Below are 18,308 nucleotides of genomic sequence, written 5' to 3'. Positions count from 1 at the left end.
CAGGGCGCGTCGCGGTCGTCAGTGACCACCCGCGTTGATGTCAGAAGTAGATGTCAAAGGCCCCGGACCATGATCGGTCCGGGGCCTTTTGCCTGGTGCCCCCGGCAGGATTCGAACCTGCGACACCCGCTTTAGGAGAGCGGTGCTCTATCCCCTGAGCTACGAAGGCGGGGTGGCGGAGCAGACCGTAGGTCTGGGCCACCGCCGACAGTGTAGCGGGTGGGTTGTCGTGGGCGTTCGGGTTCCATTGCCCGTGCCGTCGCCCCCGTGCCGCCGCCCGCCGCGCTCCCTGTCGCCCCCGCGACCCCCGCACGCACCTTGACGCCCCCCGGCCCCCCAGACGTAGCGTCCCCGCATGGAATCCCTGGAGTCCTTGGCGTCGCTGGAAGCCTTGCTGGTCGCGCCGGGTGCGCCGTTTGCTGTGGGGCGGGGGGAGGACGGGCGGCTCGGGTATGTGGACGGGCCCCGGACCCTGCGGGAGTTCGTCGAGACCACCTGGGCCTTCGGGGACGCCCCTTTCCTGATCTCCGAGGACGGGCGGATGTCGTACGGGGAGTTCTTCGCCGCCGCCTGTGCGCTCGCCCGGCGCTACCTGAGCTCAGAGAGTGACCACGGGTATGGGCTGAACCCCGGGGACCGTGTCGTCATCGCCATGCGGAATCGGCCTGAGTGGCAAGTCGGCTATTGGGCGGCCCAGCTGGCCGGGCTCATCGCCGTCCCGCTCAACTCCTGGTGGACCCCGGACGAGTTCGCGTACGCCCTTGATGACTGCCGGCCCGGGCTCGTCTTCGTCGACGGGGAGCAGTATGAGCGAATGCAGCCATGGTGGCGGCAGCAGGCGGGGCTTGCCCGGCCCTTCGTTCTCCTCGTGCAGGACGGCAAAGAGGGCAAGGAGGGTGGTGACCTGCCCTCCCGCGTGCGGCTCTACCGTGACCTCCCCACCCCCGACCCCACCCTCGGGCCCCCCGACGTCCACGTAGCCCCCGAGGATGACGCCACCATCCTCTACACCTCCGGCACCACCGGGCGGCCCAAGGGGGCCGTCGCCACGCATCACGCGCATGTGGGGGCCATCGCCAACCCGCGTTATTTCGCGGCTCTTTCGGCGCTCGCGCGCGGGGTCGTGCCGGGGCAGGGGCCCGCGCCCGTCGGGCTGCTGACGTTTCCGTTCTTTCATGTGGCGGCGTTCACCGGGTTCTACGGGGCCATGGCGGCCGGCGGCACGATCGTCACGTTGCGGAAGTGGGACGCGGACCGGGCGCTGCGCGTCATCGAGGAGTACGGGGTGGGGGCGTTCGGCGGGGTGCCGGCCACCGCGCTGCAGTTGCTGGAGCGGGCCGAGGAGGTGGGGGACGAGCTGCCGACGCTGACCATGTTCAGTACGGGGGGTGCCGCTGCGCCGCCGCGGTTGGTCGAGCGGTACGGGGAGCGCGTCGAGCCGCGCAACGGGTACGGGCTGACGGAGACCCTCGGTGGCGTCGCCGCCAATTTCGGGGAGCAGTATCGAAGGTGGCCCGAGAGCGTGGGGAAGGTCGCGCCCGCTGTCGAGGCGCGCGTCGACGCCTCCGAGGGCGAGGTGGGGGAGCTGTTGTTGCGGGGGCAGTCCGTCATCCGCGGGTACTGGGGCGACCCCGACGCCACCGCCGCCGCCTTCACCGACGACGGCTGGTTCCGTACCGGGGATCTCGCGGTCCTCGACCGTGGCGGGCTGATCCGCGTCGTCGACCGGATCAAGGACATGGTCATCCGCGGGGGCGAGAACGTGTACTGCGTCGAGGTCGAGGCCTGTCTGCACGGGCACCCGGAGGTGGTGGAGGCCGCTGTCGTCGGGGTCGCGCATCCTGTGCTCGGGGAGGAGGTCGCCGCCGTCGTACGGGTGCGGGGCGGGGCCGCGATCGACGCCGACGGCCTGCGGGAGCACGCCGGAAAGACGCTCGCCGCGTTCAAGGTGCCCGCGCACGTCCGTATCCAGGAGGAGCCCCTGCCGCGCAACGCCACCGGCAAAGTCCTCAAGAGGGAGCTGCGGGGACGGTTCCCCGGGACGAACTAGCGCCGCGTCACGTACACGCGGTAGTTCCCCGAGTCGTCCGTGCCCGTCACCGAGATCCGGATCCCCTGCTTGCGGTCCTTGAAGACCTCGCCGGGGCGGAACGTCGCGTCGGAGAGTTCCGCGTGGACGTTCGGGCGGCGGGTGCAGCCGCCGCTGTCGGGGGTGGAGTCCTTGACGGTGATGGGGCCGCGGCCGGTGTCCACATCGGCGTCGACCTTGTAGATGAGGACGCCGGGGCGGCAGACCGCCTCGTCGTTGCCGTCCTGGGTGCGGACCTCGATCGCGTAGCCCTTCTTCTCGGTCAGCGGGACGAACGCCATCTTCGTTCCGCTGCCCTCCTTGGAGAGCGGGGCGAGGAGGTACTCCGAGGTGCCGGAGCCGGCCGCGCAGCCGATCTGGGTGTCGTCGAGCCAGCCGAGCTTCCACTTGTGCCAGCCGAGCAGGTCGTTCCCGGCGCCCCAGTCCTCGCTCATGATGTCCCAGTGGCCGACGGCGCCGCCGCCGTCCGCGGTGTAGAGGTCGGGCAGGCCGAAGACGTGGCCGTTCTCGTGCGGCAGGACCCGGTAGCCGGTCTCGGCGTACGAGCCGGAGCCGTCGTCCTGGCGGGAGTAGACGAAGGAGGCGTTGGAGAGGGGGACGCCGTCGGCGACCGGTGCCTCGCGGTTCCCGGCGAAGGTCACGGAGAGGACGGTGTCGAGGGCGGAGGGGCCCGCGTTCGGGGTGACGAGGATGTTGGCGAGGTCGTACGCGCGGAAGTCCACCTCGGGGTCGGCGGCCGCCACGATGTCGTCGACCAGCTCGCGGTAGCCGGGCTCGAAGGGGGCGCCGCGCTCTATCCCGTACTCGGAGAACGGTTTCGGCATCCGCAGCCAGTGCTTGACCGGGGCCTCGGGGACGTAGGTGAGACGGCCGTACGACGCGGTGCGGAACCAGTTCTGGGTCTTTGGGAAGAACTCCGCGAGGCGGTCCGTCGCGCTGCCCTCGCCGTGCGCGTCGGGGAAGTCGATCATCAGGTTGAGGGCGTGGACGGTGCCGGTGGAGCGGGCGTAGCCCGAGGACGTCGGCACGCCCTCCGACATCTGCACCCCGAGCGTGCCGCGGATCATGCAGGGGCCGAGCGAGGCCTCCCTCGCGGGTGCCACCGGGCCCGCCGCCGTCGGCGACGTGTCGAGCAGCCGGCCGGTGCTCGCGGTCATCGTCAGCGCGAGGGCCACCGCCGTGGCCCCGGCGACCGTCGCTCCGCGCCGGCCCCCGCGTATCCGCCGCCGCTTCCCCTGCCGCATCCGAACCGCCTCACCCTCGGGTCCCTTTCGATCACCCTGTGTCGGGGTGGGGCGGGTCGCGCGCTGGGTGCGCCGTTCGGGGGTTACCGACGCGTAGGGAGTGTGAGACGGGTCACAGGAAGGACGGGAAATAAGCGGGGACCGTCTCCCCGTTTAGACCTGTGTCCGCGCGAAGCGGGGAATCACTCCCCGCATCCCGCCCCGAAGCCGAGAGATCTGAGGAGAACGCCGTGGCCACCGCCGCCCCCGCCGAGCCGCAGCGCCGCACCCCGCGCCCGCGGGCCGACGCCCTGCGCAACCGGGAGCGGATCCTCGACGCCGCGCGTGAACTCCTCGTCGAACACGGCACCGACCTCCCGCTCGACGAGGTCGCCCGCCGCGCCGGCGTCGGCAACGCCACGCTGTACCGCAACTTCAAGGACCGCGGCGAACTCCTGCACCATGTCGTCCTCTCCGTCACCGACCGCGTCACCGAGCACGCCGACAAGGCGCTCGCCGCGCAGGAGGCCGGGGAGAGCGGCGCCTTCACCGCCCTGCGGACCTTCGTGCACGCCGCCGCCGACGAACGCATCGGCGCGCTGTGCCCGACCCTCCAGACCACCTTCGACAAGGACCACCCGGACCTGCTCGCCTCCCTCGAACGCCTCACCAGCGGCGTCGAGGACCTGCTCGGGCGCGCCCACGCGGCCGGCGAGCTGCGCCCCGACATCGGCGTCGGGGACCTGATGGTGGCCCTCTCCCAGCTCACCCGGCCGCTCCCCGGCAAGGCCTGCCTGGACTTCGACCGGTTCGTCCACCGCCATCTGCAGCTGTTCCTCGACGGCCTGATGGCACCCGCCCGCTCGGAACTCCCGGGCGAGGCCGCGACCTTGGAGGCACTCCGCAAGGGCTGACCCCGCGGCGCGCGCACCGGCCGGCCGCCCCTCTCCCAGGAAGGGTTCGTCACGGCTCGCGGCACTCCGCCCTGCCCCGTACCGAACCGATTTCTCAGCTTTATTCACGACTTTCCTGACGGCTCTCCCGCCGACTTACCTGACGTACTTGGAGTCCCGCTGTGGGTACCCCCTTGCCGAAATCGGCCCTCCCCGTAAGTGACCCGCGCCGCTGGAAGGCGCTCGTCTTCATCGCGCTCGCGCAGCTGATGGTCGTCCTCGACGCCACCATCGTGAACATCGCCCTGCCGTCCGCCCAGACGGACCTCGGCATATCCGACGGCAACCGCCAGTGGGTCATCACGGCCTACGCGCTCGCCTTCGGCGGCCTGCTCCTGTTCGGCGGACGCATCGCCGACCTGTGGGGCCGCAAGCAGACCTTCGTCACCGGCCTGATCGGCTTTGCCCTCGCCTCGGCGGTCGGCGGCGCCGCGCAGAACGAGGCCATGATGCTCGGCGCCCGCGCCCTGCAGGGCCTGTTCGGCGCGCTGCTCGCGCCCGCCGCCCTCTCCCTCCTCGCCGTCATGTTCACCGACGCCAAGGAGCGCGCGAAGGCGTTCGGCATCTACGGGGCGATCGCCGGTGGCGGTGGCGCCGTCGGCCTCATCCTCGGCGGATTCCTCACCGAGTACCTGAACTGGCGCTGGACCTTCTTCGTCAACATCCCGTTCGCCGCCGTCGCCGCGCTCGGCGCCGTACTCGTCATCCGTGAGCCGGCCGGCGGCCGCAACCGCTCGCCGCTCGACATCCCCGGCGTCCTCCTGTCGACGCTCGGCCTGGTTTCCCTCGTCTACGGGTTCACCCGCGCCGAGTCCAACGGCTGGTCCGACGCGACCACCGTCGGCCTCTTCGTCGCCGCCGCCGTGCTGCTCGTCGCGTTCGTCGCCGTCGAGGCCCGGGTGAAGCACCCGCTGCTTCCGCTGCGCGTCGTCGCCGACCGCAACCGCGGCGGTGTCTACGCCTCCCTCGGCCTCGCCGTCATCGCGATGTTCGGCCTCTTCCTCTTCCTGACCTACTACCTCCAGGTCCAGAAGGGCTTCTCGCCGGTCAAGACCGGCTTCGCGTTCCTGCCGATGATCGCGGGCATGATCACGGGCTCCACGCAGATCGGCGCCCGCCTGATGACCCGCGTCAGCCCCCGCCTGCTCATGGGCCCGGGCTTCCTGCTCGCCGCCCTCGGCATGGGCCTGCTGACCCAGCTGTCGGTCGACTCCTCCTACCCGGCGCTGATCCTCCCGGCCCAGCTGCTGCTCGGCCTCGGCATGGGTACGGCGTTCATGCCCGCCATGTCGCTCGCCACGATCGGCGTCGAGGCGCGGGACGCCGGTGTCGCCTCCGCGATGGTCAACACCTCGCAGCAGGTCGGCGGCGCCATCGGCACCGCCCTCCTCAACACGATCGCGGCCTCGGCCACGACCGCGTACATCGCCGACCACGCGGCCGGCGCGCGCAACCCGCAGCTGCTCCAGGCCCAGGCCATGGTCGACGGCTACACCCACGCCATCTGGTGGGCCGTCGGCATCCTGGTCGTCTCGGCCGCGATCGCCTTCGCGCTGATCAACACCCGCGCTCCCGGCTCCGGTCCCGCCGTGGCCGCGGGGGACGCGGAGGGTGTCGAGGACGAGTTCCGGGTGCCGGTGGTCGCGCACTGACGGTGTCCCGTGGTGGGCCGGACCTCACCTGAGCCAGGGAAGGTCCGCCCCCGCCTCCTTCGGCTGAAGTCCCTCGGCGACGATCCGCATGATCTCGCCGAGGGACTTCTGCTGTTCGGGGGTGAGCCGGTCGAAGAGGGCCTGACGGACCGCTGACACGTGTCCGGGGCCGTCTCCTTCAGAACCTCCAGGCCCGCGTCCGTCAGGACAGCGAACTGGCCGCGCTTGTCCGAGGGGCAGTCCTCGCGCCGCACCCACCCGTTCTTCTCCAGGCGGGCGACCGCGTGCGACAGGCGGGAACGGGTGATCTTGGCGCTCATCGCCAGCTCCGTCATCCGCAGCCGCCGCTTCGGGGCCTCGCTGAGCTGGACCAGCAGGCCGAAGTAGATGTGCGGCATCTTCGCGTCGCGCTGCAACTGCCGGTCGAGGTGGTCCTCAAGGAGCGTGGTGGCGTGGAGATAGGCGCGCCAGACCTGCTGCTCGTCGGCGCTGAGCCACTTGCCGGCGCCTTGGACGGCCTGTCCGCCCCGCTCGTCGTACTCGCTCTGGTTCTCGGTGTGTTTCATCGCCACCATCGTAAGGACCTCCTCCTTGAATATTAAACAAACAACGGTTACTTTGGCAGTACCTAGAGCTTGAAAGTTCAAGGAGGTTGCCGCCGTGTCCACCGCACCCGCACCGGAGCGCATGCCCGCGCTCTACCTGAGCCACGGCGCCCCGCCGCTCGCCGACGACGCCCTGTGGCCGGGACAACTCGCCGCCTGGTCCGCCGACCTGCCGCGACCCAAGGCCGTCCTGGTCGTCTCCGCGCACTGGGAAGAGGCCCCGCTCGCCCTCGGCGCCACCGTGACAGTGCCGCTCGTCTACGACTTCTGGGGCTTCCCCGAGCACTACTACCAGGTGCGCTACGCCGCCCCCGGCGCGCCCGAACTCGCGGACTCCGTACGGAAACTGCTGCGCGCCCCGGGCACCCCGGTGCAGGACGTGCCCGATCGCGGGCTCGACCACGGCGCGTACGTTCCGCTCGTCGAGATGTACCCGGACGCCGACATCCCCGTCCTCCAGGTCTCCATGCCGACGCTCGACCCGCAGAAACTCATGGACATCGGCCGCCGGCTCGCTCCGCTCCGGGACGAGGGCGTGCTGATCATCGGCTCAGGGTTCTTCACGCACAACCTCGCGGCGCTGCGGCAGGGCGGCATTCCGTCGTGGTCCGCGGAGTTCGACGACTGGGGGCAGCGGGCGCTCGACGCAGGGGATGTCGACGGGCTCCTCGACTTCGCGCATGCCTCTCCCGCTGGGGGGCTGGCTCATCCGCGTACGGAGCACTTTGCTCCGCTGTTTGTGGCTATGGGGGCGGCGGATGCGTTTGGGGAACTGGGGGCGCAGCGGGCGGTGATCGAGGGGTTCTGGATGGGGCTGGCGAAGAGGTCCGTGCAGTTCGGGTGACCGGTGGGGTTGACGGGCGGGTGGTCGGTTGAGTGCGGCGCCGTCGTGGCTGGTCGCGCAGTTCCCCGCGCCCCTGAAGGCATGCGGCTTCGCCGCGCCTTCTCCGTAGGGCGCGCGCTCCGAGGAACGAGGCCCTGTGGGGCGTGGCGCTGGAATGGTGCACGTACTGCGCATTTCAGGGGCGCGGGGAACTGCGCGACCAGCCCCCACCGGCTCGCTGACTCCGACGAGACCTCAGACCGGCTCGATCAGGCGGAGGGCCCGCTCCGCCGCGGCCAGCGCTGCCGGGTCGGCGACATCGAGCGCCGTGTCCGTGAACTTGATCGCGTGATCGTCACCGTGCACCGCCGCCAGGGCGAACACCTCCTCCGGGGACACCGAAGCGCCGGGTACGGAGGGGGCTGCCACACCAGGCGGCGCGTACGCCGCCGTCACCGCCGCGCTCGCCGCCCAGGCAGCCTCCAAGGACGCGGCCCAGAGTGCGCGGGGCAGCGCGGGCAGCGTGCGCAGGACCGCGTTCGGGGCGGTCGCCGCGTGAACGAGCATCACGGGGTTGCCGTGCGCGTGCGTCGCGTAACGGTGGACCGCCGCGGCAACCAGTTCCCCGAGCCGTTCGCGCGTCGCGTCCGGATCGACCGGCCCGGCCGCCCACGCGGGGAGGGCGGTGAGCTGGTCGAGCCGGGCGACGATGCCCCCGCTCTGGTCGGGGACGAGCGGCACCGCGTCGAGGGCGGACGGCGCGTCCGGCGCGGAGGGGAGCGCGGTCAGCGGCGGCAGCGGCTGGTGGCGGGCGGCCCAGTAGCCGAGGCCGTGGGCGAGTTCGGCGAGGCGGGGCTCGGTCGGCTCGGCCGTCAGCAGCGTACGTACGGCGTGGCCGACCCGGATCACCCCGTGTGTGGCGCCCGCGGCGATGCCGGGGAGCAGCCGGGGCCACCAGGTGGCGAGCACGTCGCGCCAGGGGTGTTCGGCGAGGGCGCGTTCGAAGTGGGCGATCCAGTCGGCGAGGCGGCGCGGGTCACCGAGGGCGGACCGCCAGTCGTCGTCGCGGAGGGGGAGGGTCCGCGCGGGCATGTCGTCGAGGCGCCGCTCGTAGTGGTCGAGCCAGCGGTGCACGCGGGGCGCCTGCCCGCCGCGTACGAGGGACTCGACGGCCATCGGCCCGTGATTGCTGAGCCAGCCGTCGAACTCGGGCCCGGTCCTGTGCAGTCGCAGGAGGGCTTCGTCGAGGGTGCCAGTCGTGTCGTCGTCCATGGAGCCGACGGTAGGCGGGCCGTGCACGCGGCGTAACGGTCCGTGGCCGTAGGCCGGCCCCGGCCGGGGCCTAGTCCCGTGGGTGTAGTTCCTTCTCGTACCAGGCGACGTCCCAATAGGAGCCGAACTTGCGGCCGACCTCGCGGTACGTGCCGACATGAGTGAAGCCGAAGCGGGTATGGAGGCGGACCGAGGCCTCGTTGGGCAGGGCGATGCCCGCGTACGCGCGGTGCAGGTCCTCACCGGCGAGGGCGTCGAAGAGGGCGTCGTAGAGAAGAGTGCCGACGCCGCGGCCGCCCGCGTCCGGGGCGCAGTAGACGGTGACCTCGACCGAGGTGTCGTACGCGGCTTTGGCGCGGAAGGGGCTGGACGTGGCGTATCCGAGCAGTGGGCCGAAGGTCCCGTTCCGTACGTCCTGCGCAACCATCAGACGGTACGGGCCGTCTTCAGGGTGGGAGAGCAGCCAAGGACGTCGCTCTTCCGGGGTGAAGACGGCCGTGTCGAAAGTGATCGGCGTCTCACGTACGTAGTGGTTGTAGAGGTTCGTGAGAGCCGTGAGGTCGCCCTCGACTCCCGGCCTGACCTGCACCTCTGTGGACCTCAACCGCAACTCGCCTCTCCTTCGTGCGCCGCGTGGCGGCACAGGGTACTGCATGATCACAAAAATGTTGGGGCCAGTTGGGAATTCTGTCCGGATTCCAGTCGTTGTTTCCATCAGATGCAGGGCACCCGGGAGGGTGTGAGCCGTCCGGCCAAGCCCAATGCCGACCTACCATCGCAAGGGAGCACGCATGGCAACCCGTGCCGTAGCCCGTCGTAAGTCCGCCGCCTCCGGCGAGACTGACGCGGCACGCAGTGTTCGCGCCGTAGGCGGGGAGATCGCCGACCGCGACCTGGTCGGCATGTACCTCGACGAGATAGCGCGTACACCGCTGCTCGACGCCGCAAAGGAAGTCGACCTCTCCCAGACCATCGAGGCGGGCGTCTACGCCCAGCAGATCCTCGACGGAGAGGTCACCGACAGCAAGGCCGCCGTCGAGGCGTCCCGCGAGGAGCTGGAGGCGCTCGTCGCCGAGGCCGAGAAGGCCAAGGACGTCTTCATCCGGTCCAACCTCCGCCTGGTCGTGGCGGTCGCCCGCCGCTACCCGCGCAGCGGCCTTCCTCTGCTCGACCTGATCCAGGAGGGGAACGCGGGCCTGGTGCGCGCGGTCGAGAAGTTCGACTACCGCAAGGGCTTCAAGTTCTCCACGTACGCCACGTGGTGGATCCGCCAGGCCATCACCCGTTCCATCGCCGACCAGTCCCGTACGATCCGGCTCCCCGTCCACCTCGTGGAGGAGCTCGGCCGCATCCGGCGCGTCCAGCGCGAGTTCAACCGGAAGAACGGGCGGGACCCGGAGCCCGAGGAGATCGCCGCCGAGCTCGACACCAAGCCCGAGCGCGTCGTCGACGTCCTCGACTGGGCCCGCGACCCGGTCTCGCTCAACATGTCCGTGGACGACGAGGGCGACACCCAGTTCGGTGACCTCCTCGAGGACACCTCCGCCGTATCGCCGGAGCAGTCCGTCCTGACCCTCCTCCGCTCCGAAGAACTGGACGACCTCATCGGCCGGCTCGACCAGCGCACCGCCTCCATCATCAAGATGCGGTACGGGATCGAGGACGGGCGCGAGCGGACGCTCACCGAGGTCGGCAAGGAGCACGGGCTCACGCGTGAGCGCATCCGGCAGATCGAGAAGCACGCTCTTCTCGAGCTGAAGAAGTTGGCCCGCGACACGGGGTTCGACGCGGCCGCGTAGCGGTTGCCCTTCGGGGAGCTGGACATCGATCGGCCCGCGCGGTTCGCTGCGCGGGCTGTCCGGGTTTAGGGGGCTTGTGCTTGTGCCAGTGTGCCGGTGTGCCGGGGGCCGGTTCTTCGGGCGCGGCGCCGTGGTGGCTGGTCGCGCAGTTCCCCGCGCCCCTTGTGGGGGTGCCCCGGTGGGCTGTTTTTTGAGGCGCAGCGCCGTGGTGGCTGGTCGCGCAGTTCCTCGCGCCCCTGAGGGGGTGCCTCGGCGGGTTGTTTTTTGAGGCGCGGCGCCGCGGGGCTTGTCGCGCAGTTCCCCGCGCCCCTCAAGGGTGCGCCGCCGTGGTGGTTGCTCGCGCAGTTCCTCGCGCCCCTGAAGGCTTGCGGCTTCGCCGCGCCTTCCCCTCCGGTGTGCTGCAGGGGGCGCACGCCTATGCCGCGCCCCTTGAGATGGCGCACGTAGTGCGCATCTCGGGGGCGCGGGGAACTGCGCGACCAGCCACGATGGTGCCGCAGTCGAGAGACGGCAGTGCGCGTTCTGGGGGTGCGGGGGACTGGGCGAGCGGTGATGGGGCGTGGCGCGGCAGGGGGTCAGGGGGCCGCGTCCCCGGACGCCCGGGTCAGCCGATCCCCCAACTCCCGCACCGCCCGAACCAGCGCCGCAGGCCCCCGTACGCGGAAGTCGAGCCCCGTCATGGCCAGACGAACCGCCATCCACTCCACGGGGCCCGCCGCGGTCGCCCGGAGCCGACACCCCTCGCCCCGGGCAACCGTTCGGGCCGCCCCACCCCCGGCGGCACCTTCGCCGCCACCTCCTCGACGGTCGCCGAGAACTCCACCTCGACCTCGTACGCCGCCCCGCCCCGCGCTTCCATGGACCGCCGGAGGTACTCCGCCGCGTCGCCTTCCGGCACTTCCCGCGGAGCGAACCGCGCCCCGGTGGCGAACGGTTCCGTCACCCGGTCGACCCGGAACGTCCGCCAGGCGTCGCGATCGATGTCGTAGGCGACGAGGTACCAGCGGCGCCCGGTGGAGACGAGCCGCAGGGGTTCGACGAGGCGGCGCGTCTCCGTACCGTCGGCGGCGCGGTAGTGGAAGCGGAGCCGTTCCGTGCCCGCGGCGGCGGAGGCGAGCACGGTCAGGGTCTCGGGCGCGATGGTGGCGCCGTCGCCCGAGGTCAGCGGGATGGTCGCGGCCTGGAGCGTGCTGACGCGATGGCGCAGGCGCGACGGCAGGACCTGCTCCAGCTTGGCGAGTGCCCGCACGGACGCCTCTTCGATGCCGTCGACCGCGTGCCCGGCGCCGGCCCGCAGCCCCACGGCTATCGCGACGGCCTCCTCGTCGTCGAGGACGAGCGGCGGCAGTGCCTTGCCCGCGATCAGCCGGTAGCCCCCGTCGGCCCCCATGGACGCCTGGACGGGGTAGCCGAGGTCGCGCAGCCGGTCGATGTCGCGGCGCACGGTGCGCCGCGAGACGCCGAGCCGGTCGGCGAGTTCGCCGCCGGGCCATTCGCGCGGGGTCTGGAGGAGGGAGAGGAGATGGAGCAACCGGGCCGGGGTGTCCGTACTGGTCGTCGTCATGGCCGTAAGACTGCCGTAGATGTGGGACACGATCTGACCTACATCGCCTCTAGGTTCCTCACATGACTTCACCGAGCTCGCCCACCGACCCCGCGGCGGCGACAGACATAGAGCCCGCCACAGAGACCGAGGCAGCGGCAGAGACTGGGACCGGGATCGCGGCAGAGACCGGGACCGGGATCGCGGCAGAGACCGGGGCCGCCGCAGACGTCGCCCGCCCGCACGACCGCCGGCGCTGGTTCGCCCTCGCGATCGTGATGGTCGCCGCGTTCATGGACCTCGTCGACGTCACGATCGTCAACGTCGCCCTGCCCACCATCCAGCACGACGAGGGCGCCTCCACCGGCCAGATCCAGTGGATCACCGCCGGTTACGCGCTGGCCTTCGCGGCGCTGCTCATCACGGGCGGGCGGCTCGGTGACATCTTCGGCCGCAAGCGGCTCTTCCTGCTCGGCATCGCCGGGTTCACCGTGGCCTCCGCGCTGTGCGGTCTCGCCGCGAACCCGGAGATGCTGGTCGCCTCCCGCATCCTCCAGGGCGGCATGGCGGCGCTGATGGTGCCGCAGGTCCTGTCGATCGTCCACGCGACGTTCCCGGCGCACGAACGAGGCAAGGTCTTCGGCCTGTTCGGCGCGATCGTCGGCCTGGGTGCCGTCACGGGCCCGCTGCTCGGCGCGCTGCTGACCGAATGGAACCTGTTCGGCCTCGAATGGCGCCCGATCTTCCTCATCAACCTGCCCGTCGGCATCGCGGCGCTCATCCTCGGCTCGCGCGTGATCAGCGAGTCGAAGGCACCGACCGCGCTCAAGCTGGACCTTGTCGGCGTCGTCCTCGTCACCCTCGCCATGCTGGCGCTCGTCTACCCGCTCACCCAGGGCCGCGAGAACGGCTGGCCGGTCTGGGGGTACGTGATGATGGCCGCGTCGGTCGTGATCGTCGTTGTGCTCGTCGCGTACGAGAAGGCGAAGGCGCGGCGCGACGGGTCGCCGCTCATCGAACTCTCCCTCTTCAAGGTCAAGAGCTTCGCCGCGGGCATCGCCGTCCAGACCGTCTTCGGCGTCACGACCGGCGTCTTCTTCCTGACCTGGACGCTCTACATGCAGCTCGGCCTCGGCTGGAGCGCGCTGCGGGCCGGTCTGACCGGGGTGCCGTTCTCGATAGCCGTCTCCGTCGCCGCCGGGATCTCCGTCCAGAAGCTCGTGCCGCGCTTCGGCCGCAAGGTGCTGCAGGCAGGCGCGCTGACGATGGCCGCGGGTGTGCTGATCTACGTGTGGGAGTCCGGGCACTACGGCCTCTCCATCGCCTCCTGGCAGATGGCGCTGCCGCTCGTCGTGATGGGGCTCGGCATGGGCCTGATCGTCGCCCCGCTGACGGACGCGGTGCTCTCCGAGGTGCCGCGCGAGCACGCCGGTTCGGCGTCCGGGCTGATCAACACGGTGATGCAGATGGGCAACGCGCTCGGCCTCAGCCTCGTCTCGGTGATCTTCTTCAACGTCGTCGAGGACCACATGAAGCGGGGCGCGGGCAACGCCGCCTTCATCGACGGGTTCCACAGCTCGCTGCTGTGGGCGGCGGGCATCCTCGTCGGTATCTTCGCGCTGATGTTCGCGCTGCCGCGTAGGCCGGCGGTGGCGGGGGCGGCGGGGGCGGCGGGGGCGTCGGGGGAGTCGGGGGATTCGGCGAACACCTCCGACGCGCAGGAGCGGGAGCCCGAGCCCGAGTCCGCGCCCAGGCCCGCGCCCGAGACGGAGCCGGAATCGCAGCTGGTCGGCTGACGCGGTTCGCGCCGCTGGATGCCTGTTTGTGTCTGACTGATGCCCGAACCTGTTTACTTTCCCGAGACGTGGCCGTACGCTCCCGGTAAAGCAACAGGTTCGGGCATCAGTCGTCCGTACGCGGCAGTGAAGGCACAGGTAAACGGGCATGTACGCACCGGAGCGCCAGCAGGAGATCCTCCGCCTCGCCCGCGACGGCGGCCGGGTCGACGTGCTGTCGCTCGCCGAGCTGTTCCAGGTCACCGCCGAAACCGTCCGGCGCGACCTGAAGGCCCTGGACCGGGCCGGACTCGTACGCCGCGTCCACGGCGGCGCCATCCCCGCCGGGCGGCTCGACTTCGAGCCCGACCTCGCCGAGCGCGAGTCGACCGCCGCCGATCAGAAGGGCCGCATCGCGCGCGCCGCCCTCGCCGAACTGCCGGCCGAGGGCAGCGTCATCCTCGACGCCGGTTCGACGGTGGCCCGGCTCGCCGCCGCGCTGCCGCTGGACTCCGAACTCACCGCCGTCACGCACTCGTTGCCGACCGCGGCGCGCCTCGCCGACCACCCCGGCATCCAGCTCCACCTCATCGGCGGCCGGGTCCGCCACCGCACCCGTGCCGCCGTCGACGCGTGGGCGCTCCGCGCCTACGGTGAGATCCGCGCGGACGTCGTCTTCCTCGCGGCCAACGGATTCTCCGCCGAGGCCGGTCTCACCACCCCCGACCTCGCCGAGGCCGCCGTGAAACGCGCCGCCGTCGCCGCGGCCCGCCGGGTCGTGCTGCTCGCGGACTCGGGCAAGTTCGGCCAGGAACACTTCGCCCGCTTCGCCGACCTGGCCCAGGTCGACCTGCTGATCACGGACGAGGGCCTGACCCCGGAGACGGCCACGGCGATCGAGGCGACCGGCACGGAGGTGCTCCGCACGTGAGCCCGGTCATGGGTGCGAGCCCCGCTTTGCATACGAGCCGTGACCCGTACGCGGCTCCTGGCGCGGGCCCCGCCCCGTACGTGGGCCCTGGCCCCTACGTGGGCCCCGCCTCGTACGCGGCCCTGGCCCGCACTCGGGCCCTGCCCCGCACACGGGTCCCGCCTCGCACACGGGCCCCGCCATGCACACGGGCGCCGCACCGCTCACAGGCCCCGCCATGCACACGGGCCCCGCCATGCACAGGGGCTCCGGATCGCACACGGGCCCCGCCCCGCACAGGGACCTCACCCCGCGCAGGGGTTCTGCCCCGCACCCGAGCCTGCACCCGAGCCCCGCCCCCCACACCCCACCAGCACACCCCCGTACCGGAACGGCGACCGCGGCATGATTCTCACCGTCACCCCCAACCCCTCCCTCGACCGCACCTACGAGCTCCCCGGGCTCGACCGCGGTGAGATCGTGCGCGCCAGCGGCGAGCGGGTCGACCCGGGCGGCAAGGGTGTCAACGTCTCCCGCGCGGTCGCCGCCGCCGGCGTCCCCACCCTGGCCGTGCTGCCGTTGGGTGGCGCGCCCGGGGCCCTGGTCGCCGAGCTCCTGGCCGAACAGGGCATCGAGGTCGCCCCGGTGCCGGTCGCGGGGCAGACCCGGTCGAACATCGCCCTCGCCGAACCCGACGGCACCCTCACGAAGATCAACGCGCCGGGCCCCGAACTGTCGGCGTCGGAGGCGGAGGCGTTCCTCGGCGTCATCGGCGCACGCTCGTCCGGCGCCGCCTGGATCGCCTGCTGCGGCAGCCTCCCGCGCGGCCTCGCACCCTCCTGGTACGCGGAGTTGGTGGCCCGCGCGCACGAGGCGGGCGCCCGGATCGCGCTCGACACGTCCGGGCCCGCGCTGCTCGCCGCCCTGCGCGAACGCCCCGACGTGGTGAAGCCCAACGCCGAGGAGCTCGCCGAGGCCGTCGGACGCCCGCTCGCCACGGTCGGCGACGCGGTCAAGGCGGCGGAGGAGCTGCGTGACCTGGGCGCGGGCGCCGTCCTCGCCTCGCTCGGCGCGGACGGGCAGCTCCTCGTCGACGCGGCGGGCGCCTGGTTCGCGAGCGCCCCGGTCGACGCCGTACGGAGCAACGTCGGCGCCGGCGACTCCTCCCTGGCCGGCTTCCTCATCGCGGGCGGCGAGGGCCCGGCCGCGCTGGCATCGGCGGTCGCCCACGGCGCGGCGGCCGTGCAACTGCCGGGCAGCGCGATGCCGACACCGGCGGACCTGGACCCGACGGCGGTGACGCTGACGGCGGAACTCCCGCTGGACCGCCCGTTGACGGAACCGGTGACGGAACCGATGTCGGAACCGGTGTCGGAACCGGCGCCGGAACCGGCGCCGCGATGAACCCCCCGCCCCACACCGCCTCCCCTTCTCACCTCACCCTCCTCTCACCCCTCACCCTCCTCTCACTCCTCACCCCGCACCCTAGGAGCCCGCGATGACGGAGATGATCACCGCGGAACTGGTCGACCTCGACCTGTCCGCCCAGACCAAGACCGAGGCCGCCCGCTCCTTGGCGCAGCGCATGGTGGCTTTGGGCCGCGTCACCGACCTGGACGGTTTCCTCGCCGATGTCGCGGCCCGCGAGGCCCAGATGCCGACCGGCCTCGACGGCGGCATCGGCATCCCGCACTGCCGCAGCGCGCACGTCACCGAGCCCACACTCGCGTTCGGCCGCGCCGCCCACGGCATCGACTTCGGCGCCCCGGACGGCCCCGCCGACCTGATCTTCCTGATCGCGGCCCCGGCCGGCGCCGACGACGCCCACCTCACGATCCTCTCCGCCCTCGCCCGGCAGCTGATGGACGAGGACTTCAAGGCATCGCTGCGCGCGGCGACGGACGCGGAGCACACGGCGTCCCTGATCCGCGGCGACGATCCGGCCCCGGCGCCCGTGGAACCGGAATCCGCCCAGCCGGAGGAGACTCCCACGACGGCGGAGAACGGCCCGTTCAGGATCGTCGCCGTCACCTCCTGCCCCACCGGCATCGCCCACACCTACATGGCCGCCGAGTCCCTGGAGAACACCGCCCGCGACACCGACGGCGTCGAACTGGTGGTGGAGACCCAGGGCTCGGCCGGCTTCACCCGCCTCGCACCGGAGGTGATCGCCGCGGCGGACGGCGTGATCTTCGCCCACGACGTCCCGGTCCGCGAGCGGGACCGCTTCGCCGGAAAGCCCACGGTCGACGTCGGCGTGAAGGCAGGCATCAACCGCCCCGCCGCCCTGATCGCGGAGGTACGCGAAAAGGCGGCCCGCGGCGAGGCGACGACGGCCCCGTCGGGCGACGCCGCGTCATCCACACCTGTGGAAAACTCTGGCGACTCCCAGGACGGTTACGGCACAAAGCTCCGCAAGTGGTTGATGTCGGGCGTCAGTTACATGGTCCCGTTCGTGGCGGCGGGCGGGCTGCTCATCGCGCTCGGATTCGCGATCGGCGGCTACGAAGTCGCGGACGTCAAGGTCGAGACCCTCCTCGACAGCTTCGACTGGGGCTCCACGACCAGCTGGGCCGCGCTGCTCTTCTACACCGGCCAGGCGGCGTTCGCCTTCCTCGTCCCGGTCCTCGCGGGCTACATCGCGTACGGCATGGCGGACCGGCCGGGTCTCGTGCCGGGCTTCGTCGGCGGTTCGATCGCGCTCACCGTCGACGCGGGGTTCCTCGGCGGTCTCGCCGCAGGGCTCATCGCGGGCGGTGTCGTCATGGCGATCCAGAAGGTGAACGTGCCGGCCGTGCTGCGCGGCATCATGCCGGTCGTCGTGATTCCGCTGCTCTCCTCGATTGCCGTCGGCTTTCTGATGTTCGTGGTGATCGGCAAGCCGATCGCCTCCCTCCAGAGCGCGCTGACGGACTGGCTCAACTCCCTGTCCGGCGCCAACGCGATCGTCCTCGGCGTGATCCTCGGCCTGATGATGTGTTTCGACCTGGGCGGCCCGCTCAACAAGGTCGCTTACGCCTTCGCGGTCGGCGGCCTCGCCAACCCGACGGACGGTTCGCTCAAGGTCATGGCGGCGGCGATGGCCGCGGGCATGGTCCCGCCGCTGGCCATGGCGCTCGCCACCACCGTGCGCGGCAAGCTCTTCACCAAGGCCGAGCGGGAGAACGGCAAGGCGGCGTGGGTGCTCGGCGCGTCCTTCATCACCGAGGGCGCGATCCCGTTCGCCGCGGCCGACCCGCTGCGCGTCATCCCCGCGTCCATGGCGGGCGGCGCGGTCACCGGCGCCCTGTCCATGGCCTTCGGCTGCACCCTGCGCGCCCCGCACGGCGGCATCTTCGTGGTCCCGCTGATCGGCAGCCCGTTCCTCTACCTGATCGCGGTCGCCGCCGGTGTCGGGGTCGCGGCCGCGCTGGTCGTCGTCCTGAAGGGCATGCGCAAGGCGGCGCCGGAGACGGCGCAGGGAACCGGTGCGGGCGAGGCGTCCGCGGCTGATGGGGCCAAGGTCCCGGCTGCCGCGTAAGGGGCGTATCGGCCACCAAGGCCTATACGCCACTCCAGCCACTCCAGTTCACTCCAGCTGGTACGGCCAATACCGCCGGTAAGGCACTAACTGTCCGTTCCTGCGAGATACATCACGGTCCGGGCCCAAAGGCCCGGAGCGTGG

Annotated in this window: 12 protein-coding genes, 1 tRNA gene and 2 pseudogenes; 9 read left to right on the top strand and 6 right to left on the bottom strand. The window is 71.7% G+C overall.

Annotated elements, in window-relative coordinates; all coding sequences use genetic code 11:
- Window positions 1-93: 93 nt before the first annotated feature.
- Window positions 94-169: transfer RNA gene (locus C1N81_RS21990), tRNA-Arg, on the bottom strand.
- Between the two features lie 186 nt (window positions 170-355).
- Between C1N81_RS21990 and C1N81_RS21985 the strand changes: the two genes are divergently transcribed.
- Window positions 356-2,050, top strand: coding sequence for a class I adenylate-forming enzyme family protein (locus C1N81_RS21985; protein ID WP_394431661.1), 1,695 nt, complete (start codon window positions 356-358; stop codon window positions 2,048-2,050).
- On the opposite strand, the gene C1N81_RS21980 is transcribed toward C1N81_RS21985, so the two are convergent.
- A complete protein-coding gene (locus C1N81_RS21980; RefSeq protein WP_394431659.1) occupies window positions 2,047-3,333 on the bottom strand; it encodes a M6 family metalloprotease domain-containing protein in 1,287 nt (428 codons plus the stop codon). The genes C1N81_RS21985 and C1N81_RS21980 overlap by 4 nt on opposite strands.
- A 230-nt stretch (window positions 3,334-3,563) precedes the next feature.
- Between C1N81_RS21980 and C1N81_RS21975 the strand changes: the two genes are divergently transcribed.
- A complete protein-coding gene (locus tag C1N81_RS21975) occupies window positions 3,564-4,226 on the top strand; it encodes a TetR/AcrR family transcriptional regulator (protein ID WP_394431657.1) in 663 nt (220 codons plus the stop codon).
- Window positions 4,227-4,387: 161 nt separating this feature from the next.
- Window positions 4,388-5,917 (top strand): MFS transporter, encoded by a 1,530-nt coding sequence (locus tag C1N81_RS21970; protein WP_394431655.1) that lies wholly within the window; start codon window positions 4,388-4,390, stop codon window positions 5,915-5,917.
- A 24-nt stretch (window positions 5,918-5,941) separates the two neighbouring features.
- On the opposite strand, the pseudogene C1N81_RS21965 reads toward C1N81_RS21970, so the two are convergent.
- Window positions 5,942-6,483: pseudogene (locus C1N81_RS21965) on the bottom strand (MarR family winged helix-turn-helix transcriptional regulator).
- Between the two features lie 121 nt (window positions 6,484-6,604).
- Here C1N81_RS21965 and C1N81_RS21960 point away from each other — a divergent pair.
- A complete protein-coding gene (locus C1N81_RS21960; protein ID WP_394438144.1) occupies window positions 6,605-7,366 on the top strand; it encodes a dioxygenase family protein in 762 nt (253 codons plus the stop codon).
- Between the two features lie 234 nt (window positions 7,367-7,600).
- Here the strand turns inward: C1N81_RS21960 and C1N81_RS21955 are convergent, their stop codons facing one another.
- Window positions 7,601-8,617, bottom strand: coding sequence for a questin oxidase family protein (locus C1N81_RS21955; protein ID WP_394431653.1), 1,017 nt, complete (start codon window positions 8,615-8,617; stop codon window positions 7,601-7,603).
- 70 nt (window positions 8,618-8,687) lie between these two features.
- Complete coding sequence (locus C1N81_RS21950) at window positions 8,688-9,221, bottom strand: GNAT family N-acetyltransferase (protein WP_394431651.1); 534 nt, start codon at window positions 9,219-9,221, stop codon at window positions 8,688-8,690.
- 187 nt (window positions 9,222-9,408) lie between these two features.
- On the opposite strand from C1N81_RS21950, the gene C1N81_RS21945 reads away from it, so the two are divergent.
- On the top strand, window positions 9,409-10,416 hold the full coding sequence (locus C1N81_RS21945; RefSeq protein WP_394431649.1) for a sigma-70 family RNA polymerase sigma factor: 1,008 nt from the start codon (window positions 9,409-9,411) through the stop codon (window positions 10,414-10,416).
- 575 nt (window positions 10,417-10,991) lie between these two features.
- Here the strand turns inward: C1N81_RS21945 and C1N81_RS21940 are convergent.
- Window positions 10,992-11,980 (bottom strand): annotated as a pseudogene (locus tag C1N81_RS21940) (helix-turn-helix transcriptional regulator).
- Between the two features lie 257 nt (window positions 11,981-12,237).
- On the opposite strand from C1N81_RS21940, the gene C1N81_RS21935 reads away from it, so the two are divergent.
- The 4 genes from C1N81_RS21935 (at window position 12,238) to C1N81_RS21920 (ending at window position 18,164) form a co-directional block, all read left to right on the top strand.
- Window positions 12,238-13,755, top strand: a complete 1,518-nt coding sequence (locus C1N81_RS21935) for a DHA2 family efflux MFS transporter permease subunit (protein WP_394438142.1) — start codon at window positions 12,238-12,240, stop codon at window positions 13,753-13,755.
- 148 nt (window positions 13,756-13,903) lie between these two features.
- Window positions 13,904-14,665: a DeoR/GlpR family DNA-binding transcription regulator gene (locus C1N81_RS21930; protein WP_394431647.1), complete on the top strand. Its 762-nt coding sequence runs from the start codon at window positions 13,904-13,906 to the stop codon at window positions 14,663-14,665.
- Window positions 14,666-15,049: 384 nt separating this feature from the next.
- Window positions 15,050-16,048, top strand: a complete 999-nt coding sequence (gene pfkB / locus C1N81_RS21925) for a 1-phosphofructokinase (protein ID WP_394431645.1) — start codon at window positions 15,050-15,052, stop codon at window positions 16,046-16,048.
- Between the two features lie 94 nt (window positions 16,049-16,142).
- A complete protein-coding gene (locus tag C1N81_RS21920) occupies window positions 16,143-18,164 on the top strand; it encodes a PTS fructose transporter subunit IIABC (protein WP_394431644.1) in 2,022 nt (673 codons plus the stop codon).
- Window positions 18,165-18,308: the final 144 nt, after the last annotated feature.

Source organism: Streptomyces sp. SGAir0957, from assembly GCF_043523415.1.
Note: the sequence above shows the minus strand (reverse complement) of the source record. Positions and strands in the feature narration are given on the sequence as shown.